Source organism: Nocardia asteroides, assembly GCF_021183625.1.
GTDB classification, from domain to species: Bacteria; Actinomycetota; Actinomycetes; order Mycobacteriales; family Mycobacteriaceae; genus Nocardia; species Nocardia asteroides_A.
This window is the reverse complement of the sequence record NZ_CP089214.1, coordinates 6,856,037-6,872,246: the sequence shown is the minus strand read 5'-3', so window position 1 is coordinate 6,872,246 and position 16,210 is coordinate 6,856,037. Positions and strand designations below refer to the sequence as shown.

General features: G+C 72.0%; 19 protein-coding genes and 2 pseudogenes. 10 read left to right on the top strand and 11 right to left on the bottom strand.

The genetic code is table 11. The annotated features are described in order from the left end of the window. Position 1 precedes the first annotated feature (1 nt). On the bottom strand, positions 2 to 1,192 hold the full coding sequence (locus LTT61_RS31945) for a Fic family protein (protein WP_233017719.1): 1,191 nt from the start codon (positions 1,190 to 1,192) through the stop codon (positions 2 to 4). A 131-nt stretch (positions 1,193 to 1,323) separates the two neighbouring features. Between LTT61_RS31945 and LTT61_RS31940 the strand changes: the two are divergent. Continuing rightward, a pseudogene (locus LTT61_RS31940) lies at positions 1,324 to 1,422 on the top strand (nuclear transport factor 2 family protein); the annotation flags it as partial. A 207-nt stretch (positions 1,423 to 1,629) separates the two neighbouring features. Here LTT61_RS31940 and LTT61_RS31935 read toward each other — a convergent pair. The 4 genes from LTT61_RS31935 to LTT61_RS31920 form a co-directional block, all read right to left on the bottom strand. Then, positions 1,630 to 2,202 (bottom strand): hypothetical protein, encoded by a 573-nt coding sequence (locus tag LTT61_RS31935; RefSeq protein WP_233017718.1) that lies wholly within the window; start codon positions 2,200 to 2,202, stop codon positions 1,630 to 1,632. An 11-nt stretch (positions 2,203 to 2,213) separates the two neighbouring features. Next, positions 2,214 to 3,362: a zinc-dependent alcohol dehydrogenase gene (locus LTT61_RS31930; protein WP_233017717.1), complete on the bottom strand. Its 1,149-nt coding sequence runs from the start codon at positions 3,360 to 3,362 to the stop codon at positions 2,214 to 2,216. 63 nt (positions 3,363 to 3,425) lie between these two features. Next, positions 3,426 to 3,878 (bottom strand): general stress protein, encoded by a 453-nt coding sequence (locus LTT61_RS31925; protein WP_233017716.1) that lies wholly within the window; start codon positions 3,876 to 3,878, stop codon positions 3,426 to 3,428. A gap of 123 nt (positions 3,879 to 4,001) precedes the next feature. Further along, positions 4,002 to 4,406: an ArsR/SmtB family transcription factor gene (locus LTT61_RS31920; protein ID WP_233017715.1), complete on the bottom strand. Its 405-nt coding sequence runs from the start codon at positions 4,404 to 4,406 to the stop codon at positions 4,002 to 4,004. Positions 4,407 to 4,457: 51 nt separating this feature from the next. Here LTT61_RS31920 and LTT61_RS31915 point away from each other — a divergent pair. The 4 genes and pseudogenes from LTT61_RS31915 to LTT61_RS31900 form a co-directional block, all read left to right on the top strand. Beyond that, positions 4,458 to 5,105, top strand: a pseudogene (locus LTT61_RS31915) (energy-coupling factor ABC transporter permease); the annotation flags it as partial. After that, complete coding sequence (locus LTT61_RS31910) at positions 5,079 to 5,447, top strand: PDGLE domain-containing protein (protein WP_233021275.1); 369 nt, start codon at positions 5,079 to 5,081, stop codon at positions 5,445 to 5,447. The pseudogene LTT61_RS31915 and the gene LTT61_RS31910, both read left to right, overlap by 27 nt. Further along, complete coding sequence (gene cbiQ, locus LTT61_RS31905) at positions 5,444 to 6,199, top strand: cobalt ECF transporter T component CbiQ (protein ID WP_233017714.1); 756 nt, start codon at positions 5,444 to 5,446, stop codon at positions 6,197 to 6,199. The genes LTT61_RS31910 and cbiQ overlap by 4 nt, the downstream gene beginning before the upstream one ends. Continuing rightward, positions 6,196 to 6,909 (top strand): energy-coupling factor ABC transporter ATP-binding protein, encoded by a 714-nt coding sequence (locus LTT61_RS31900; protein WP_233017713.1) that lies wholly within the window; start codon positions 6,196 to 6,198, stop codon positions 6,907 to 6,909. Before cbiQ ends, LTT61_RS31900 begins: the two co-directional genes overlap by 4 nt. Here the strand turns inward: LTT61_RS31900 and LTT61_RS31895 are convergent, their stop codons facing one another. From LTT61_RS31895 to prpD, 3 genes are read right to left on the bottom strand one after another with little or no spacing between them, the layout of a single operon-like run. Further along, a complete protein-coding gene (locus LTT61_RS31895) occupies positions 6,910 to 8,019 on the bottom strand; it encodes a bifunctional 2-methylcitrate synthase/citrate synthase (protein WP_233017712.1) in 1,110 nt (369 codons plus the stop codon). Continuing rightward, a complete protein-coding gene (prpB, locus tag LTT61_RS31890) occupies positions 8,019 to 8,933 on the bottom strand; it encodes a methylisocitrate lyase (RefSeq protein WP_233017711.1) in 915 nt (304 codons plus the stop codon). The genes LTT61_RS31895 and prpB overlap by 1 nt, the downstream gene beginning before the upstream one ends. Next, on the bottom strand, positions 8,930 to 10,435 hold the full coding sequence (gene prpD / locus LTT61_RS31885; RefSeq protein ID WP_233017710.1) for a 2-methylcitrate dehydratase PrpD: 1,506 nt from the start codon (positions 10,433 to 10,435) through the stop codon (positions 8,930 to 8,932). Before prpD ends, prpB begins: the two co-directional genes overlap by 4 nt. Before the next feature lie 267 nt (positions 10,436 to 10,702). On the opposite strand from prpD, the gene LTT61_RS31880 reads away from it, so the two are divergent. Together LTT61_RS31880 and LTT61_RS31875 are read left to right on the top strand one after the other, a co-directional pair. After that, complete coding sequence (locus tag LTT61_RS31880) at positions 10,703 to 11,053, top strand: hypothetical protein (protein ID WP_233017709.1); 351 nt, start codon at positions 10,703 to 10,705, stop codon at positions 11,051 to 11,053. 188 nt (positions 11,054 to 11,241) lie between these two features. Next, positions 11,242 to 11,406 (top strand): hypothetical protein, encoded by a 165-nt coding sequence (locus LTT61_RS31875; protein WP_233017708.1) that lies wholly within the window; start codon positions 11,242 to 11,244, stop codon positions 11,404 to 11,406. Here the strand turns inward: LTT61_RS31875 and LTT61_RS31870 are convergent, their stop codons facing one another. Then, positions 11,407 to 13,305, bottom strand: coding sequence for an AMP-dependent synthetase/ligase (locus tag LTT61_RS31870; RefSeq protein ID WP_233017707.1), 1,899 nt, complete (start codon positions 13,303 to 13,305; stop codon positions 11,407 to 11,409). An 89-nt stretch (positions 13,306 to 13,394) separates the two neighbouring features. Here LTT61_RS31870 and LTT61_RS31865 point away from each other — a divergent pair, with 89 nt between their 5' ends. Beyond that, positions 13,395 to 13,772, top strand: coding sequence for a group I truncated hemoglobin (locus LTT61_RS31865; protein ID WP_233017706.1), 378 nt, complete (start codon positions 13,395 to 13,397; stop codon positions 13,770 to 13,772). 18 nt (positions 13,773 to 13,790) lie between these two features. On the opposite strand, the gene LTT61_RS31860 is transcribed toward LTT61_RS31865, so the two are convergent. Continuing rightward, positions 13,791 to 14,411 carry a carboxymuconolactone decarboxylase family protein gene (locus LTT61_RS31860; protein WP_233017705.1) on the bottom strand — a complete coding sequence of 207 codons (621 nt, stop codon included), beginning with the start codon at positions 14,409 to 14,411 and terminating at the stop codon, positions 13,791 to 13,793. A gap of 4 nt (positions 14,412 to 14,415) precedes the next feature. Then, the gene (locus LTT61_RS31855; protein ID WP_233017704.1) at positions 14,416 to 15,036 is read right to left on the bottom strand and encodes a TetR/AcrR family transcriptional regulator; all 621 of its coding nucleotides are present in this window, start codon (positions 15,034 to 15,036) and stop codon (positions 14,416 to 14,418) included. Positions 15,037 to 15,143: 107 nt separating this feature from the next. Here LTT61_RS31855 and LTT61_RS31850 point away from each other — a divergent pair, with 107 nt between their 5' ends. Both LTT61_RS31850 and LTT61_RS31845 read left to right on the top strand, forming a co-directional pair. Further along, the gene (locus LTT61_RS31850; protein WP_233017703.1) at positions 15,144 to 15,434 is read left to right on the top strand and encodes a 2Fe-2S iron-sulfur cluster-binding protein; all 291 of its coding nucleotides are present in this window, start codon (positions 15,144 to 15,146) and stop codon (positions 15,432 to 15,434) included. Between the two features lie 10 nt (positions 15,435 to 15,444). After that, positions 15,445 to 16,194: an SDR family NAD(P)-dependent oxidoreductase gene (locus tag LTT61_RS31845; RefSeq protein WP_233017702.1), complete on the top strand. Its 750-nt coding sequence runs from the start codon at positions 15,445 to 15,447 to the stop codon at positions 16,192 to 16,194. Positions 16,195 to 16,210 lie beyond the last annotated feature (16 nt).

Below are 16,210 nucleotides of genomic sequence, written 5' to 3'. Positions count from 1 at the left end.
ATCAGAGATGCTCGGCCGTGCGCTTACCGATGGCCGCGCTCAGCGCGTCGAGCTCCGCGAGCACGTCGGTGGCGGCCCAGATCCGATCGCGCTTACTCGCCGAGAGCGGTTCGAGCACCCGCGCCTCCACGAGCCTGTCCAGCGCCCGATAAACGCTGGCATCGCTGGTCGCGGTGATCCGCTGAGCTGTGTCGGCATTCAGGATCGGCGTGTCGAGCAGGGCGTCGATGATCTTCTCATCCGCGGAATTCCCCCGCGGCCGCGCCATCTCGCGCCAGCGGCCGGGGAGCTCCGCCAGCGCACCGGCGGAGTCGCGCGCGGCCTCGCTGGAGACGATCGCGGCGCGCGCGACGTAGTCGACGAACCCCTCCGCGTCACCGGCCCGGTACCGGGTCAGCCGGTCGAAGTAGCGGCGGACGTCGGCGAGCATGACCGAGGCCATCGGAACGGTGACGCGCCGCGTCAGGCCGCGGCGACGCAGGATCGCGCTGATCAGTGCCCGGCCGATGCGGCCGTTGCCGTCGGTGAACGGGTGGATGGACTCGAACTGGGCGTGCGCGATCGCGGCCTGGGCGAGGACGGGCAGGTCGGTGCGGTTCGCGAAGGTCAGCAGGTCCGTCATCAGCTCGTCGACGGATTCCGGTGGCGGGGGCACGTAGAGCGCGTCGATCGGGGTGTAGTCGCTGCCGCCGATCCAATTCTGCACCTCCCGGAAGGTGCCGGAAGCACGGGCGGTGTAGAAATCCGGGGCCATGAGCAAGCGGTGCGCCTCGAGAAGTGCGCCGAGTTCGATGGCGCCGTCGCCCGCCGCGTCGACCATCGCGATCAGCGCCTGCACGGCGGCGAGCTGGGACCTGGCCTCGTCGCTGGCCTTCCCACCGGCCAGCGCCCTGCCGAATGCCCGCCAGCCCGCGTCGATGTGCTCGATCTTCGAGGAGGCGACCGATTCGCTGCGCAGCAGGAAGTCGGAGAGCGGCGCCAGGTGCTCGCCGCAGCCCGCTTCCAGGCGGACGACGGCGATGATCGCCTCCTCGTGCACGCGGGCGACTCCGCGGGTGAGATCCACAGGCAGGGCGCCGATCAGCGGCGGAACGGAGACCTCCACGGTCTTCAGCGTCCGGTCGGCGCGCGAGCCCTGCCGGGTGCGCGGGTTCCACTCCCTGGTCTCGGTGCGGTGCGGCGGCCAGCTCACGGCGCCTCCTCTCGACCGACACAAACGCGAACAGCGCGCCCCTTAATATAGTTTAAGGGGCGTAAACGTAGTCAACGGCGCCGCTGCCGTACTTTGTGTCTACCCTCGACCGACCCAAACGAGGAGGTCCGATGCACCCATTCCGCGCGGCCGTCGAAGCCCGCGACACCGCCGCCATCGAAGAACTGCTCGACGACGTGGTGTTCACCAGCCCGGCCGCGCTCGAGCCGGTGCGGATGGGCGCGGAGTTCCCGCGGATCGCCGCCGAGGCCGCGGGCGACTCGCGGCCGTAGCGCGGCCGCGCCGTGACGTGCGCGAGCGCCGCCCGAGACGAGCCGCGCTGCTGGACCCGCCCACGGACGACGCACCACGTCCGGACGATCGTGATATCGACGTACTTCACCGCGGCCCGGGCGCTTCCGTGCAGTACCCCCGGATCACTTTCTCAACCGGACCCGCCGCCCGACCGCGCGGGCGGTGCGCGCGGCGACCACCCCGCCCGCGATCCACGGCCCGGCGACCAGGATCGGATCCAGCCACTGGTGGTTGCGGTCGATGCGGGAGGTGCCGGTGCGCGAGCGCACGCCACCGTGGGTGAACTCGGCGCGGATGCCGGTCTCGGTGACGGGGTTGTCGGGGCGGGCGGTGGCGAACGAGCGCAGGTGGCTCTCCCAGGCGTCGACCCGGTCGGCGAGGACGAGCAGCAGCCAGTGCGCGGCCCTCCCCTCGCTGTAGCGCCGGTAGGCGTGCCGCCGGAGCTGCCCGGAGAGCCCGCGCAGCGGCGCCGAGGTGCCGAAGACCGGGGTGAGGAAGGCGTGCTCGATGGAGCGTTCGCGCGGGGTGGTCTCGGGCTGGCGCTCCGGGAAGTCCCAGTGCGCGCCGGTGTCCTCGGTGCGCAGTTTGGGCACGGCAGGCCGATCTCCCGGGTCGAGGTCGGCGCCCCAGCCGGGGATGCGGGCGCGCAGTTCGTCGGCGCTCGGGACGGGTGGGTGCTCGCTGGTGTAGGTCACGGGGGGCTCCTTCAGGCGGCGTCGGGCACGATGACCGGCTTGAGGCAGTTGTCGAGTTTGGCGGAGAAGATGTGGTATCCCTCGGCGATGTGCTCCAGCGGGATGCGGTGGGTGATGATCTCCTTCGGGTTCAGGTAGCCGTTGCGGATGTGGGAGAAGAGCCGCGGCCACTGCCGTTTCACCGGGCACTGGTTGGTGTTGATGGTGAGCCCCTTGTTCATGGCGTCGCCGAACTTCACCGCGCTGAAGATCGGGCCGTAGGCGCCCATCACCGAGACCGTGCCGCCCTTGCGCACCGAGTCGATGGCCCAGTTCAGCGCGACCGGGGAGCCGCCCTGCAGCTTCAGCTTCGCCGAGGTGACGTGCATGAGCAGGTTGCCGTCGGCCTCGGCGCCGACCGCGTCGATGGCGACGTCGGCGCCGAGATACCCGGTGCTGCGCTTCATCTCGACCACGACGTCGGCGCAGTCGGCGATGTTGACGACCTCCGCGTGCGCCATCTGCTTCGCCTTCTCCAGCCGGTACTCGAGGTGGTCGACGACGATCACCCGGCCCGCCCCCATCAGCCAGGCCGACTGCGCCGCGAAGAGCCCGACCGGGCCCGCGCCGAAGACCGCGACCACGTCGCCCTCGCGGATGTCGCCGAGCTGCGCGCCGAAGTAGCCGGTGGCGAGGGCGTCGGTGCACAGCAGCGCGTCCTCGTCGTCGAGCCAGTCCGGGATTTTTGACGGGCCGACGTCGGCGAAGGGCACCCGCACGAACTCGGCCTGCCCGCCGTCGTAGCCACCGCAGGTGTGCGAGTAGCCGTAGATGCCGCCGACCGCGGTGGCGTTCGGGTTGACGTTGTGGCAGTTGGAGTACAGCCCGTTCGCGCAGAACCAGCACGAGCCGCAGTAGATGTTGAACGGGACCATCACCCGGTCGCCGGGGACCAGCGAGCGGACCGAGCCGCCGACCTGCTCGACCACGCCGATGAACTCGTGGCCGAAGGTGGTGCCGACCCTGGTGTCCGGCATCATCCCGTGGTAGAGGTGCAGGTCCGAGCCGCAGATGGCGGCGCGCTGCACCCGCACGATCGCGTCGTTGGGGTGTTCGATCGCGGGCATGTCCTTCTCTTCGACGCGGACCTTGTAGGGACCGCGGTACACCATCGCTCGCATGGCTCTCCTCATCGGGGTCGGGGTCGGACCCGCGCTACCCGTGCGGGCCCCGGCGAAACGAATTCATCGGCCGCCCGATCGCAGGCTGCGCGTCACCTCGTCGGCGCGCTCCTCGGGGACGCGGACGTCGTAGCTGTGCGCGACCAGGGTGTGCACGCCGGTCAGCTCGCGGCGGTTCCTGGTGGCGCGGTACCCGACGGCGCCGGCGATCGCGCCCCACAGCGCGGCGGCCGGCACCGCGAGGGCGAGCGCCTGCCAGGCGGGGGCCGCGGCGAAGGCCACGGTCAGCAGCGCGAGCAGCACCCCGATCCAGGCCCCGGCCGCCGCGCCGGCGCCGGTCGCGCGGGCGGCGGTCGTCCGGCCGGTGACCTGTTCGACGGTGCGCAGCCCCTTCCCGACGATCTGCGCCTGCTCGGCCGGGAAGCCGCCGTCGGCGAGCCGCTCGACCAGCTCCTGCGCCGGGGGGTAGTCGTTGAAGGAGGCGATGACCTGCTGCGGTGTGGTGGTACCCGTCATGTGCTCGACCTCGTTACGCGCTGGTTGCGGATGAATCGCTGCGCGCACTACCCGCGGTGCACCCGGCCATGTCGTGACGAGAACCGAGGTGTGATCCGGGGCGGAGGGGGAAGCCTCGCCGGTTCAGTCCGGGCGCGGGGCGGGGGCGTGCGGGGCGCCGATCCAGTGCAGCAACCGGTGGATGATCTCGTCGGTGAGCCGGTAGCGCACGATCCGCCCGGTCCTGGTCGAGGTCACCCAGCCCTGGTGCCGCAGGATGCGCAGGGCATGCGAGGCGGCGGTGGCGCTCATGCCGACGGCGGCGGCGAGCTCGGTGACGTTCTGGTCCGGGGTGTGGTGCAGGCACACCAGCAGCCGCAGCCGGTTGGCGTCGGCCAGCAGCTCGAAGCGCTGCGCCCAGCCCGCGATCCCGGTGACGTCGAGGCCGGGGACGGCGGGCTCGTGGCCGAGCGAGGTGGGGGCGGGCACGGCTCCACTCTGCCGGTCAGGGGGCGGCGAGGCCAGCCCGCTCCAAATATCGGTCTGCATGTTCAGATATTCCGAGTAATGTTCCGGCGGGTGAACGTCAGCACCTCCGCCATGCACATGAGCGATGGCATCGTCGACGCCCCCACCTCCGCGGTCTTCGCCGTGCTCGCCGTCGCCGGGCTCGGCTTCGCGGCCCGGCGGGCGCGGGCGGAGCTGGACGAGCGCGCCGCGCCGATGGCGGGGCTGGTGGCCGCCTTCATCTTCGCGGTGCAGATGGTGAACTTCCCGATCCTGCCGGGGGTGAGCGGGCACCTGCTCGGCGGCGCGCTCGCCGCCATCCTGGCCGGCCCCTGCGTCGGCGCGCTCTGCGTGGCGATCGTGCTGGTGGTGCAGGCGCTGCTCTTCGCCGACGGCGGGCTCAGCGCGCTCGGCACCAACATCACCAATATGGCGCTGATCGGGGTGGGTGCCGGGTACCTGGTGGCGCGCGGGCTGCTGCCGGTGTTCGCGCGGCGCGGGGGTATCGGGGTGGTCGCGTTCGTCGCGGCGCTCGCCGGAACGCTGTGCGCGGCGCTCGGCTTCGTGCTGGAGTACGCGATCGGCGGGGCCGCCGGGTCGACGCTCGGCGCGGTCACCGGATACATGCTGGTCACGCATGCGCTCATCGGTATCGGGGAGGGGCTGATCACCGCGGTCACGGTGGTCGCGGTGGCGAAGGCCAGGCCGGATCTGGTGTACCTGCTGCGCAGCACGAGCGCGCCCAGGGTCTCGCTGAACGCCTTCCTGTTCGGCTTCGCCGCGGCCGCCGTGCTGGTGGCCGGGGCGCTGTCGTACCTGGCCAGCTCGCAGCCGGACGGGCTGGACGCCACCACCCAGCGCGGCTGCACGGTGGTCGCCGAGCAGCTGGAGGGCGAGTGCATCGCGCAGCGCGCCGAGGACCACGGGCTCGCCGGCTCCCCGCTGGCCGACTACACCATCGGGGGTGACTCCACGCTGACCGGCCTCGCCGGAATCCTCGGGGCGGCGGCCACCTTCGCCGCGCTGTTCGCGCTGGTCCGGGTCCTGCTCGCGGCGCGGCCGAGCCGGAGCCGGGCCGGGTGAGGGCGGACCGGCTCTACCTGCCCGGCGCCTCCGCGCTGCACCTGGCGCCCGCCGAGGTGAAGATCGCCGGGGCGGTGCTGCTGGTGGTGGCCGTGGTGGCGACGCCGCGCGAGACGGTCTGGCCGTACGCCCTCTTCGCGGCCGGGCTGCTCGCGCTGTGGGCGGCGGCGCGCATCCCGCTGCGCTGGATCGCGCCGCGGATGCTGATCGAGCTGCCGTTCCTGGTGCTGGCGCTGCTGCTGCCCTTCGCCGCCGGGGAGCCGCGGACCGCGCTGCTCGGGCTGTCGCTCTCCACGGCCGGGCTCTGGGCCGGCTGGGGCATCGTGGCGAAAGGGACGCTCGGCGTCGGCATCTCGCTGACGCTGGCGGCCACGACCGCGGTGCGCGAGCTGCCGGGCGGGCTGACCAGGCTGCGGGTGCCCGGGCTGATCGTGACCATCGTGGTGCTCATGCTGCGCTACGTCGACGTGATCGCGGACGAGGCAGCCCGCATGCGGCTGGCCCGGATCTCGCGCGGCGACGACCCGCGCTCGCTCGCCCAGGTCGCGGCGACCGCGCGCGGCGTCGGGGCGCTGTTCCTGCGCTCCTACGAGCGCGGCGAGCGGGTGCACCTGGCCATGCTCTCGCGTGGCTTCACCGGCAGCGTCCCCGCGCTCGGCGCCCGGCCCGCCGCGCCGCGCGACTGGCTGGCGGCGGGCGCGCTGGTGCTGGCCGCCGCCGGTGTCTGCGCCTGCGCGTGGTTGGCCCGGTGAGCACCGAACCCGCGGTACGCCTCACCGGCCTGACCTTCGCCTACCCGGACGGCACCCGGGCGTTGGACGGGCTCTCGCTCACCGTGCGGGCGGGCGAGCGGGTCGCTGTGCTCGGCCCGAACGGGGCCGGGAAGTCCACGCTCATGCTGCACCTGAACGGGGTGCTCACGGCGAGCGCGGGCGAGGTCGTGATCGGCGGCACCCGGCTGGAGCGCGGGACCGTGCGGGAGCTCCGCAGGCGGGTCGGGGTGGTGTTCCAGGACCCGGACGACCAGCTCTTCATGCCGACCGTCGCCCAGGACGTCGCCTTCGGGCCGCACAACTTCGGCGTCCGCGGCACCGAACTCGCCGAAGCGGTCGAATTCGCGCTGCGGGCCGTCGGCATGACCGGCCGCGCCGACCGCTCCCCCACCCGGCTCTCACTCGGCGAGCGCCGCCGCGCCGCGCTGGCCACCGTGCTCGCCTGCCGCCCCGAGGTGCTCGTCCTCGACGAGCCGGCCGCCAACCTCGACCCGGTCGCGCGCCGCGAGCTCGCCGAGATCCTGGCGACGCTGCCGGCCACGCTGCTGCTGGTCACCCACGACCTGCCGTACGCCGAGCGGGTCTGCTCCCGCGCGGTGATCCTGGACGGGGGCAGGATCGTCGCCGACGGGGCGATCGGCGACGTGCTCGGGGACTACGAACTGCTGGCGAGGCACCGGTTGCGCTGACTACGCCACGACCGGGCGCTGCGGCACGCCGATATATTCGCTCAGCGGCCGGATGAGCGCGTTGGACTCGCCCTGCTCGATGATGTGCGCGGTCCAGCCGGTGATCCGGCTCATGACGAAGATCGGGGTGAAGATCTCGATGTCGAAGCCGAGCAGGTAGTAGGCGGGGCCGGTCGGGAAGTCGAGGTTCGGCTCGATCCCGGTGGCCTCGCCCATGGCGCGTTCGAGGATGTCGTACATGCGCACCCACTTCTGCCCGTCGGTCGCGGCGGCGATATCGAGGAACGCCCGCTTCATGGTCGGCACCCGGGAGTCGCCGTTCTTGTAGACCCGGTGGCCGAAGCCCATCACCTTCTCCTTGTGGGCGAGTTTGGCGCGCAGCCACTCCGCGGCGCGGGCCGGGTCGTCGATCTCGAGCATGTGGTGCATGACGGCCTCGTTCGCCCCGCCGTGCAGGGGGCCCTTCAGTGCGCCGATCCCCGCGGTGACCGCGCTGTAGATGTCCGACAGCGTCGAGGTGACCACCCGCGCGGCGAAGGTCGAGGCGTTGAAGCTGTGCTCGGCGTAGAGGATCAGCGAGACCTCGAACGCCGCGACCAGCTCCCGCGCGGGGACCTTCCCGAAGCACATGTTCAGGAAGTTCTCCGCGTACCCCAGATGCGAGTGCGGGGCGATCGGGTCCCGGCCGTGGCGGCGCCGGTGGTCGGCGGCGACGATGGTGGGCAGCACGGCGAACATGCGCAGCGCCTTGGCCCGGTTGGCCCGCGGCGAGTTGTCCTCGGCGGCGGTGTCTTCCGCGCCGAGGTAGCTGATGGCGGTGCGGACCACGTCCATCGGGTGGCAGGTGTCGGGCATCTTCGTGACCAGCGAGAGCAGCGAGCGGTCGACCCGGCGGGCGGCGCGCTCCTGCTGCTGGAAGCGTTCCAGTTCGGCGTGGCCGGGGAGTTCGCCGTTCCAGAGCAGGTAGGCGACCTCTTCGAAGGAGCAGGTGGCGGCCAGCTCCTGCACGGCGTAGCCGCGGTAGGTCAGCGAGTTGGTCTCGGGCACCACCTTGGAGATGGCGGTGGTGTCGACGACGACGCCCGCCAGGCCCTTGTGAATATCCGGCATCAGGGGTTCCTTCCGAGAGTGAAGTCGACGATGGCGGAGTCGAATTCGTTGTAGCGCTCGTACTGCAGCAGTTCGTAGAGCCGGGAGCGGTGCTGCATGCGGTCGAGCAGCCCCGATTGCGTTCCCTCGGCGAAGATCTCGCGCAACCCCCGCTCGGCGGCGAACATGGCCAGCCGCAGCGTGGTCACCGGGTAGATGACCGCGTTGTAGCCGATCCGCTCCAGCACCGGGGCCGGGATCAGCTCGGATTTGCCGAACTCGGTCATGTTCGCCAGCAGCGGGATTCCGACCGCCGCCCGGAACTTCTCGAAATCGGCGACGGTGTGCAGCGCCTCGGTGAAGATCAGGTCCGCGCCCGCCTCGGCGTATGCCTTCGCACGATCGATGGCGGCATCGACGCCCTCGATCCCGGCGGCGTCGGTGCGCGCGCAGATCACGAAGTTCGGGTCCCGGCGGGCGGAGACCGCGGCGGTGAGCCGGCGCAGCATCTCCTCGACCGGGACGACCGCCTTGCCGTCCAGGTGCCCGCAGCGCTTGGGGTTGACCTGGTCCTCCAGGTGCAGCCCGGCGATACCGGCGTCCTCGAGCACGGTGACCGTGCGGGCGGCGCTCATGGGCTCGCCGAAGCCGGTGTCGGCGTCGATGAGCACCGGCAGGTCGGTGACCCCGGCCACCTGCTGCCCGCGCCCGGCCACCTCGGTGAGCGTGGTGAGCCCGATGTCGGGCAGCCCGAGCTCCGCGGCGAGCACGGCGCCGGAGACGTAGACGCCCTCGAACCCGATCTCCTGGATCAGCTTCGCCACCAGCGGGTTGAAGGCGCCGGGGAGCCGCTGGATCGTCCCGGAGGTCAGCCCGGTGCGGAACGCGATCCGCTTGTCGGCGGCCGAGGTGGCCGCTACCGGCAGCCCCGTCATCGGAAGAGGCCCTTCGGGGAGCGGGGCGCGCGGGCGAGCACATCCGCCGAGACGGTGAAGGTGAGCTCCGACAGCTCGCTCGCGGCGAGCTCGCCCGTGCGCTGCGCCACCTCGAGGAAACGATCCTGCTCGGCGGGCTCCACCACCCCATCGGCAAGGGTGCGGAACTTGGCGATGTACTGCTCGCGGGCGAAGGGCCTGGCACCGAGCGGGTGCGCGTCGGCGACCGCGAGCTCGTCGGTGAGCACCTCGCCGCTCGTCAGCGTGATTTCGGCGCGCGCGCCGAACGCCTTCTCGGCCGGGTCGGTCGAGTGGTACCGGCGGGTCCACTCCGGGTCCTCGGCGGTGGAGATCTTGTGCCAGAGGTCGACCGTGGACGGGCGTTGCGCGCGCTCGGGGGTGTAGGAGTGCTCGTGGTGCCAGGTGCCGTCCTCCAGCGCGACCGCGAAGATGTAGGGCACCGAGTGGTCGAGGGTCTCGCGCGAGGCGGTCGGGTCGAACTTCTGCGGGTCGCCGGAGCCAGTGCCGATCACCACGTGCGTGTGGTGGCTGGTGTGCAGCACGATCGAGGCGATCCGGTCCAGGTCGCCGATCCGCCCGCGCATGCGCCTGGCCAGGTCGATCGGGGCCTGGCTCTGGTACTCGGCGGAGTGCTCCTTGGTGTAGGAGTCCAGGATCGCGCGCTTGGGCTCGCCGGGGCCGGGCAGCGGCACCGAGTACTCGATGTCCGGGCCGCCGAGCAGCCGGGCGATCACGCCGTCCTCGCCCTCCCAGATCGGGGCGGGGGCGCCCTCGCCGCGCAGCGCCCGGTCCACCGCCTCGACCGCCATCTTCCCGGCGAAGGCGGGGGCGTACGCCTTCCAGCTGGAGATCTCGCCCTTGCGCGACTGGCGCGTGGCGGTGGTGGTGTGCAGCGCCTGGCCGATGGCCTGGTGGATCGTCGCGGTGTCCAGCCCGAGCAGCGTGCCGATGCCCGCCGCCGCCGATGGACCCAGGTGCGCCACATGGTCGATCTTGTGCCGGTGCAGGCAGATGGCGCGGACCAGGTCGATCTGGATCTCGTAGCCGGTGGCGAGGCCGCGGATCAGGTCGCGGCCGGAGCGCCCCGCGTGCTGGGCCACCGCCAGGATCGGCGGGATGTTGTCGCCGGGGTGCGAGTACTCGGCGGCCAGGAAGGTGTCGTGGAAGTCGAGCTCGCGCACCGCGACGCCGTTGGCCCAGGCCGCCCACTCCGGGGAGTAGCGGCCGTCCGCGCCGAAGACGGTCGCGCCCGGGGAGTAGGGGTGCGCCAGCGCCTGGGCGCGGGCGTTGGCGACCGGGCGCCGGGTGAGCGCCGCCACCGAGACCGCGGCGTTGTCGATGATCCGGTTGACGATCATCTCCTCGGTCTCCGGGGCGACCGCGACGGGGTCGGCGGCTACCTCCGCGATCCGCCACGCCAGGTGCTGTTCGCGGGGGAAGTCCGCCGCGGAAGGGTGGGTGCGGACGAGATGATTCTGCACGGGCCGATGCCTCCGGTCGTCGCGGGAAAATCGCTTCGAGCCGAACGCTACAAGCGGAGGCGGTACCGGAGAATACGTCGCACAGCGCGTATTTTGCGGAGGCGATTCGGTGAATCTGCGTAGTCTGCGAAAGGTCTTCCGCCTGGTCAACGGGTTACCGCCGGGCCGAGAGCGAACCTCGGAGCCGGGTCCGGGTTCGGCGAGAGCGGGGTCACCGCTTACCGGACCGGCGCACGGGGTACCCGGTAACGACGAGTATGCGGGCGGGTGTTTCCGTCCCGGGAGGTGGTGGCGATGTGGTGGCGCGATCGAGCGGCGGCGTTGGTGTTCGGGGCCGTGATCGGCGGCGGGCTGGTGGTGGCGCCCGCGGGGGCCGAGCCACTGATCGTGCCGACCTACAGCTGCCGGCTACTCGACCAGAACATCACCGGGGTCACCACCGGCCGGGAGAACTGCAGCGCCTCCGACGGCGCGCCGTCGGGGTCGGTCCGGCAGCCACTGCGGCTCGAGTTTCCGGCCGCGCGCACCGTTTTCACCTGCAAGGAGGGCGTGGTACGGCTGCCCGATGACGTACAGGGGCTGCGCTGCGTGCAGACCGAGGGGCCGTGGGGCGGCTGACCGCGGGGGCTCGGCCTCGGCACGGCCGCCCGAGCGGGCGCCCACCGAACATCGCTAGGAAATTGCCGGATTTCGGATGTAAGTGCATTTGCACAGTTCGGACCGACCAGTCGGCGCGACAAAAGGATTTGCTGCGAAGGCTGCGAAGCGCGCAACGGCGCGGCTCGAAATGTGTTGTGCTGAACCCGATGAGCACAGCACTGGAGATTCCGATGATCCTGGTCGGCCGCGTCGACCCCTGCGGTGACCACCCCGGATACGACACCGAACCCACGGCCGCGCAACCGGATCCGGAGCCGGCGGCCAGCCACCGGCTGCGGTGGGCGCGCGCCCGCGACACGCCGGAGCCGTAGTCACGCCGAGCGCGGCAGCCGCCGGATGCCGGAGCGTCGCGGGCGCGGCTCCGCCGGGGCGGGGACCTCGGTCACCAGGTGCCGGTCCGGCGCCTCGGTGTAGAGCGATTCCAGCAGCTCGGCGTAGCGCTTCGCCACCACGTCGCGGCGCACGGTGAGCTTCGGGGTGAGCTCGGGGCTGCCCGGCTCCCAGACGTGGTCGAGCAGGACGAAGCGCTTGATCTGCTCCGGCCGCGACACCCTGGCATTGCCCTCGCGCACCGCCTCGGTGATCCGCTGCCGGATGGCGGGGCGCCCGGCCAGGATCGCGACGTCGGCCGCCACCACCCCGTTGCTCGCGGCGTCCGCGGCGATGGCGCTGGTGTCCAGGGTGATCAGCGCGGTCAGGAACGGCTGCTGCTCACCGAAGACCACCACGTTGCCGACCAGGAACGAGGCCGCGCGCACCGCGTTCTCGATCCGGGACGGCGCGATGTTCTTGCCGGAGTCGTTGATGATCATGTCGCTGCGGCGGCCGACGATGCGGTAGTTGCCGGCCTCGTCGCGCTCGCCGAGGTCGCCGGTGCGCAGCCAGTCGCCGCGGTAGAAGGCGCGGCGGGTGCGGTCCGGGTCGCGGTGGTAGCCGCGCATCACCATCGGGCCGCGCACCAGCAGCTCGCCGTCGGCGGCCAGCCGCACCTCGGCTCCGCGCAGCGGCGCGCCGACGGTGCCGAGCCCGGGGTTGTCGGCGGTGGTCGTCGTCGTGACCCCGGCCGCCTCGGAGAGCCCCCAGACCTCGGTGAGCCGGATGCCGAGGCCGTGGAAGTACGCCAGCACCTCCGCCGCGATGGGCGCCGCGCCGGAGGCCGCGAAGCGGATGTGGTCGAGCCCGATCCCGGCGCGGATCGTGCGCAGCACCAGCCGGTCCGCGATCCGCAGCCGCAGCCGCAGCACCGGGCCCGGCCGCCCGCCCGCCAGCTCGACCCTGGCGTGCGCGCTGCCGGTGCGCAGCGCCCATCCCGCCACCGCGCGCTTCGCCCGGCGCGGCTCGGCCTCGATGGCGCTCTCGATCCCGGCCCGCGCCTTCTGCCACACCCGGGGCACGCCGAAGAGCACGGTCGGCCGCACCTCGGTCAGCACCTCGCCCATCCGGGCCGGGTCGGCCAGCGAGGTCACCTGGATGCCGCGGGTCATGCCCGCGTAGTGCGCGGTGATCCGGTCGGCGATGTGCGCGGCCGGCAGGTAGGAGACGATGCGGTCGTCGAAGTCGGCGGGCAGGTGCTCGCCGAGCGCGACCAGCTGGGCCAGGATGTTGGAGTGCGTCAGCTCGACGCCCTTGGGTGAGCCGGTGGTGCCCGCGGTGTAGGTGAGGGTTGCCAGGTCGTCCGGGCGCACCTGCTGCCAGCGGGTGTCGAAGTCGAAGTCCGGGTCGCCGTTCTCGATCAGCTGCGCCAGCGAGATCGCGCCAGGCCCCGGCTCGTCGACGCAGACGACGGCGGCGAAGTGCAGCCCGGTGCGGGTCAGCCGGGGCAGCAGCGCGCGCTCGGTGATCACCACGCGGTTGCCCGCATTGCCGCAGACCTCGGCGATCTGCTCCGGCGCCGCGGTGTTGTAGAGCGAGAACGGCACCGCGCCCAGGTGCAGCGCGGCGGTGTCGACCAGGTGGAACTCCGGGCGGTTGGCGAGCAGCAGCGCGATGGTCTCGCCGCGCGCCACCCGCAGCGCGGCCAGCCCGCCCGCGATCGCGCGCACGGCCGTGCGGTACTGCGCCCAGGTGTAGCTGCGGGCCGGGTCAAGCCCGCGCAGCGCGACCGCCTCCGGGCGCATCGCGGCGGTGGCCTGGAAGGCCTGCGGCAGCGTCGACACGTGCCTGCCCGAGCAGTGCGGAAAGCTGACGAACGGGAAGCGGCTCGGGTACATCAGTTCTCCACTCTCGACGTCGAGGCAGAATCAACGGTAACTTATTACCCAGATTTTCGACCTGTTCTTCGTGATCGGAGCATGTTCTCATGCCAGCTTCCATCGGATCTCCCGACAACATCTTCGACCGGATCGGCGGTTACGAGGCACTAGAGGCAGTCGTCGCCGACTTCTATATCCGGGTGCTCGCCGACGACCGGCTGGCCGGGTTCTTCACCGGCGTGAACCTGAATCGGCTGCGCGGCAGACAGGTCGAGTTCTTCGCCACCGCGCTCGGCGGCCCCGACCCGTACACCGGCGCGCCGATGAAGCAGGTGCACCAGGGGCGCGGCATCACGCTCGCCCACTTCGGGCTGGTGGCCGGCTACCTCGCGGACGCGCTCACCGACGCCGGGGTGTCGCGGGAGCTGACCGAGGAGATCATCGCGGCGGTCGCGCCGCTCGCAGGCGACATCACCTCGGGCTGATCAGCCGGGCGCGCGGCTTCATCCGCCGTCGAACTCCGGCCCGTCGAACTCCAGCCCGGCGGGCAGCGGCTCGGCGGCGGGGTCGGGGCGCAGGTCGGCGCTGTTGGCGACGAGGGCGAGGCAGAGATAGGAGCCGGCCACGAAGAGCAGCTCCAGCAACTCGGCGGCGCTGCGGTGCGCGGCGAGCTCGCGCCAGGTGTCGTCGCGGACCCGGTGCCCGGCGAGCAGCTCGTCGGCGGCGCGCAGCAGCAGGCTCTCCTCGCGCGGCCAGAGCGCCGCGTCCGGGCCGTGCCGCACGGCGGCCACCTCCTCGGGGGGAAAGCCGTGCCGCAACGCGATTCGCACGTGCTGCTCCCACTCGTAGCGGCAGCCGGTGCGCCAGGCCACGCGCAGAATCAGCAGCTCGCGGGCGCGCGGCTCGATGGTGCCGCGCTCGAGCAGCAGCCCGTTGTAGCCGAGCCAGGCGGCGGCGAGCTCGGGGTGGTGGCCGAGCACGCCGAGGATGTTCGGCAACGGCGGGGCATCCGGGGCGCCGGAGAGGTAGCGGTCGGCCATGCCGACCTTGCCGCGGAACAGTTCGCGGGCGTCGTCGTCCCACTTCTCGATCGGCAGCGGGGGCAGCCGTGGCTCGCTGTGCACCCGCTCAGCGTAGCGGCAGAGGCCGGTCCGCGGGAAGCGTCACCCGCTCCCCCTCGACCGTGCGCAGGAATTCCTCGATCACCGCCACCGTCTCGGCGTGCCCGGTGTCGATGTCGAAGAACTCCTCCATCCGCAGCAGCCGGGAGACGCTCGACATGAGCATGACCACGGTGGTCGCGGTCCACGGCGGCGGCACGTCGCGGTAGCCGGCCAGGATCCGCCCGACCTCCTCGAGCTGCAGCTCGCGGAAGCGCCGGGAGGACTCCGCGATCTCGGCGCGAACAGTCCTGCGGTGCACGGCCATCGAGATGAACTCCATGGTGAGCGCGGTCTGCGACTGCCCGTGCACGGCCTCCCACAGCCCCCACAGCGGCTGCGCGTCCTCGAACACCTCGCGCTGGTGCTGGTAGCTGCGCTCGGCGCCGCGCCGGAACAGCTCGACGAAGAGGTTGTCCATGGTGTCGTAGTAGTAGTACACCAGCCCCGGGTTCACCCCGGCCCGCGCGGCGAGGCGCCGCGAACTCACCGCCGCGTAGCCCTCGTCGAGCATGATCTGCTCGGCCGCGTCCAGCAGCGCGACCCGGGTGGCCGCGCCATCGGCCCTGCTCGCCCGCTCGGTCTTCATCGCCACCTCCATCGGCCCTTGACATCGGGATCGGGCCCACCTTATAACTTTAACCACCCGATCAATTTAACCGGGTGCTCAAACTCTCTCGCCGATCGGAGGACGCCATGGCATCCGACCTACCGGCCACGGTGACCGTCCGCTGCGGCAGGCGCACCGCCACCGGCGAGCACCGGGACGGCAACACGGTGCTGCAGATCGCCCGCATCCTCGGGCTGAACCCGCCCTCCTCCTGTGAGATGGGCAACTGCGCCACCTGCATCGCGCGGGTGACGGAGGGCAGCGCGGTCATGCGCGTCAACGACGCGCTGACCGAGGACGAGGTGGCCGAGGGCTGGGTGCTCACCTGCCAGGCCGTGCCGACGACCCCGCTGCTGCGGGTCGACTACGACGATTAGGAGCCAACCGATGCCCTCATCCCACACCGCCGTCGTCACCGGCGGCGCCTCCGGCATGGGGCTGGCCATCGCGCAGCGCCTCGCCGCCCGCGGCGACCGGGTGGCGATCCTGGACCTGGACGGCGCCGGCGCCGAGCGCGCCGCCGCCGAGATCCGCGACAAGGGTGACACCGCGGCGGGTTTCGCCGCCGACGTCACCGACCGCGCCGCCGTCGACGCCGCGCTGGCCGCGACCCGCGAGACCTACGGCCCGGTCGACATCCTGGTCACCAGCGCCGGGCTGGTCGCCTTCCAGCCCTTCACCGAGATCTCGCTCGAGTCCTGGAACCGGGTGCTCGCGGTGAACCTCACCGGCACGTTCCACTGCGTGCAGGCGGTGCTGCCGGACATGCTGGCTCAGAGCTGGGGCCGGATCGTCACGATCTCCTCCTCCAGCGCGCAGCGCGGCTCGCCGGGCATGGTGCACTACACCGCCTCGAAGGGCGCGGTGATCGCCATGACCAAGGGGCTGGCGCGCGAGTACGCCGCGCGCGGCATCACGGTGAACACCATTCCGCCGTCCGGGATCGACACCCCGATGTCGCGCTCCTCGCAGGCCGCGGGCCATCTACCGGACAGCGCCACGATGGCGAACGCGATCCCGGTCGGCTTCCTCGGCACCGGCGACGACATCGCCGCGGCCTGTGCGTTCCTCTGCTCCGACGATGCCCGCTACATCACCGGCCAGGTGGTCGGCGTCAACGGCGGCACCGTCATCTGACCCGACGAAGGAGTAC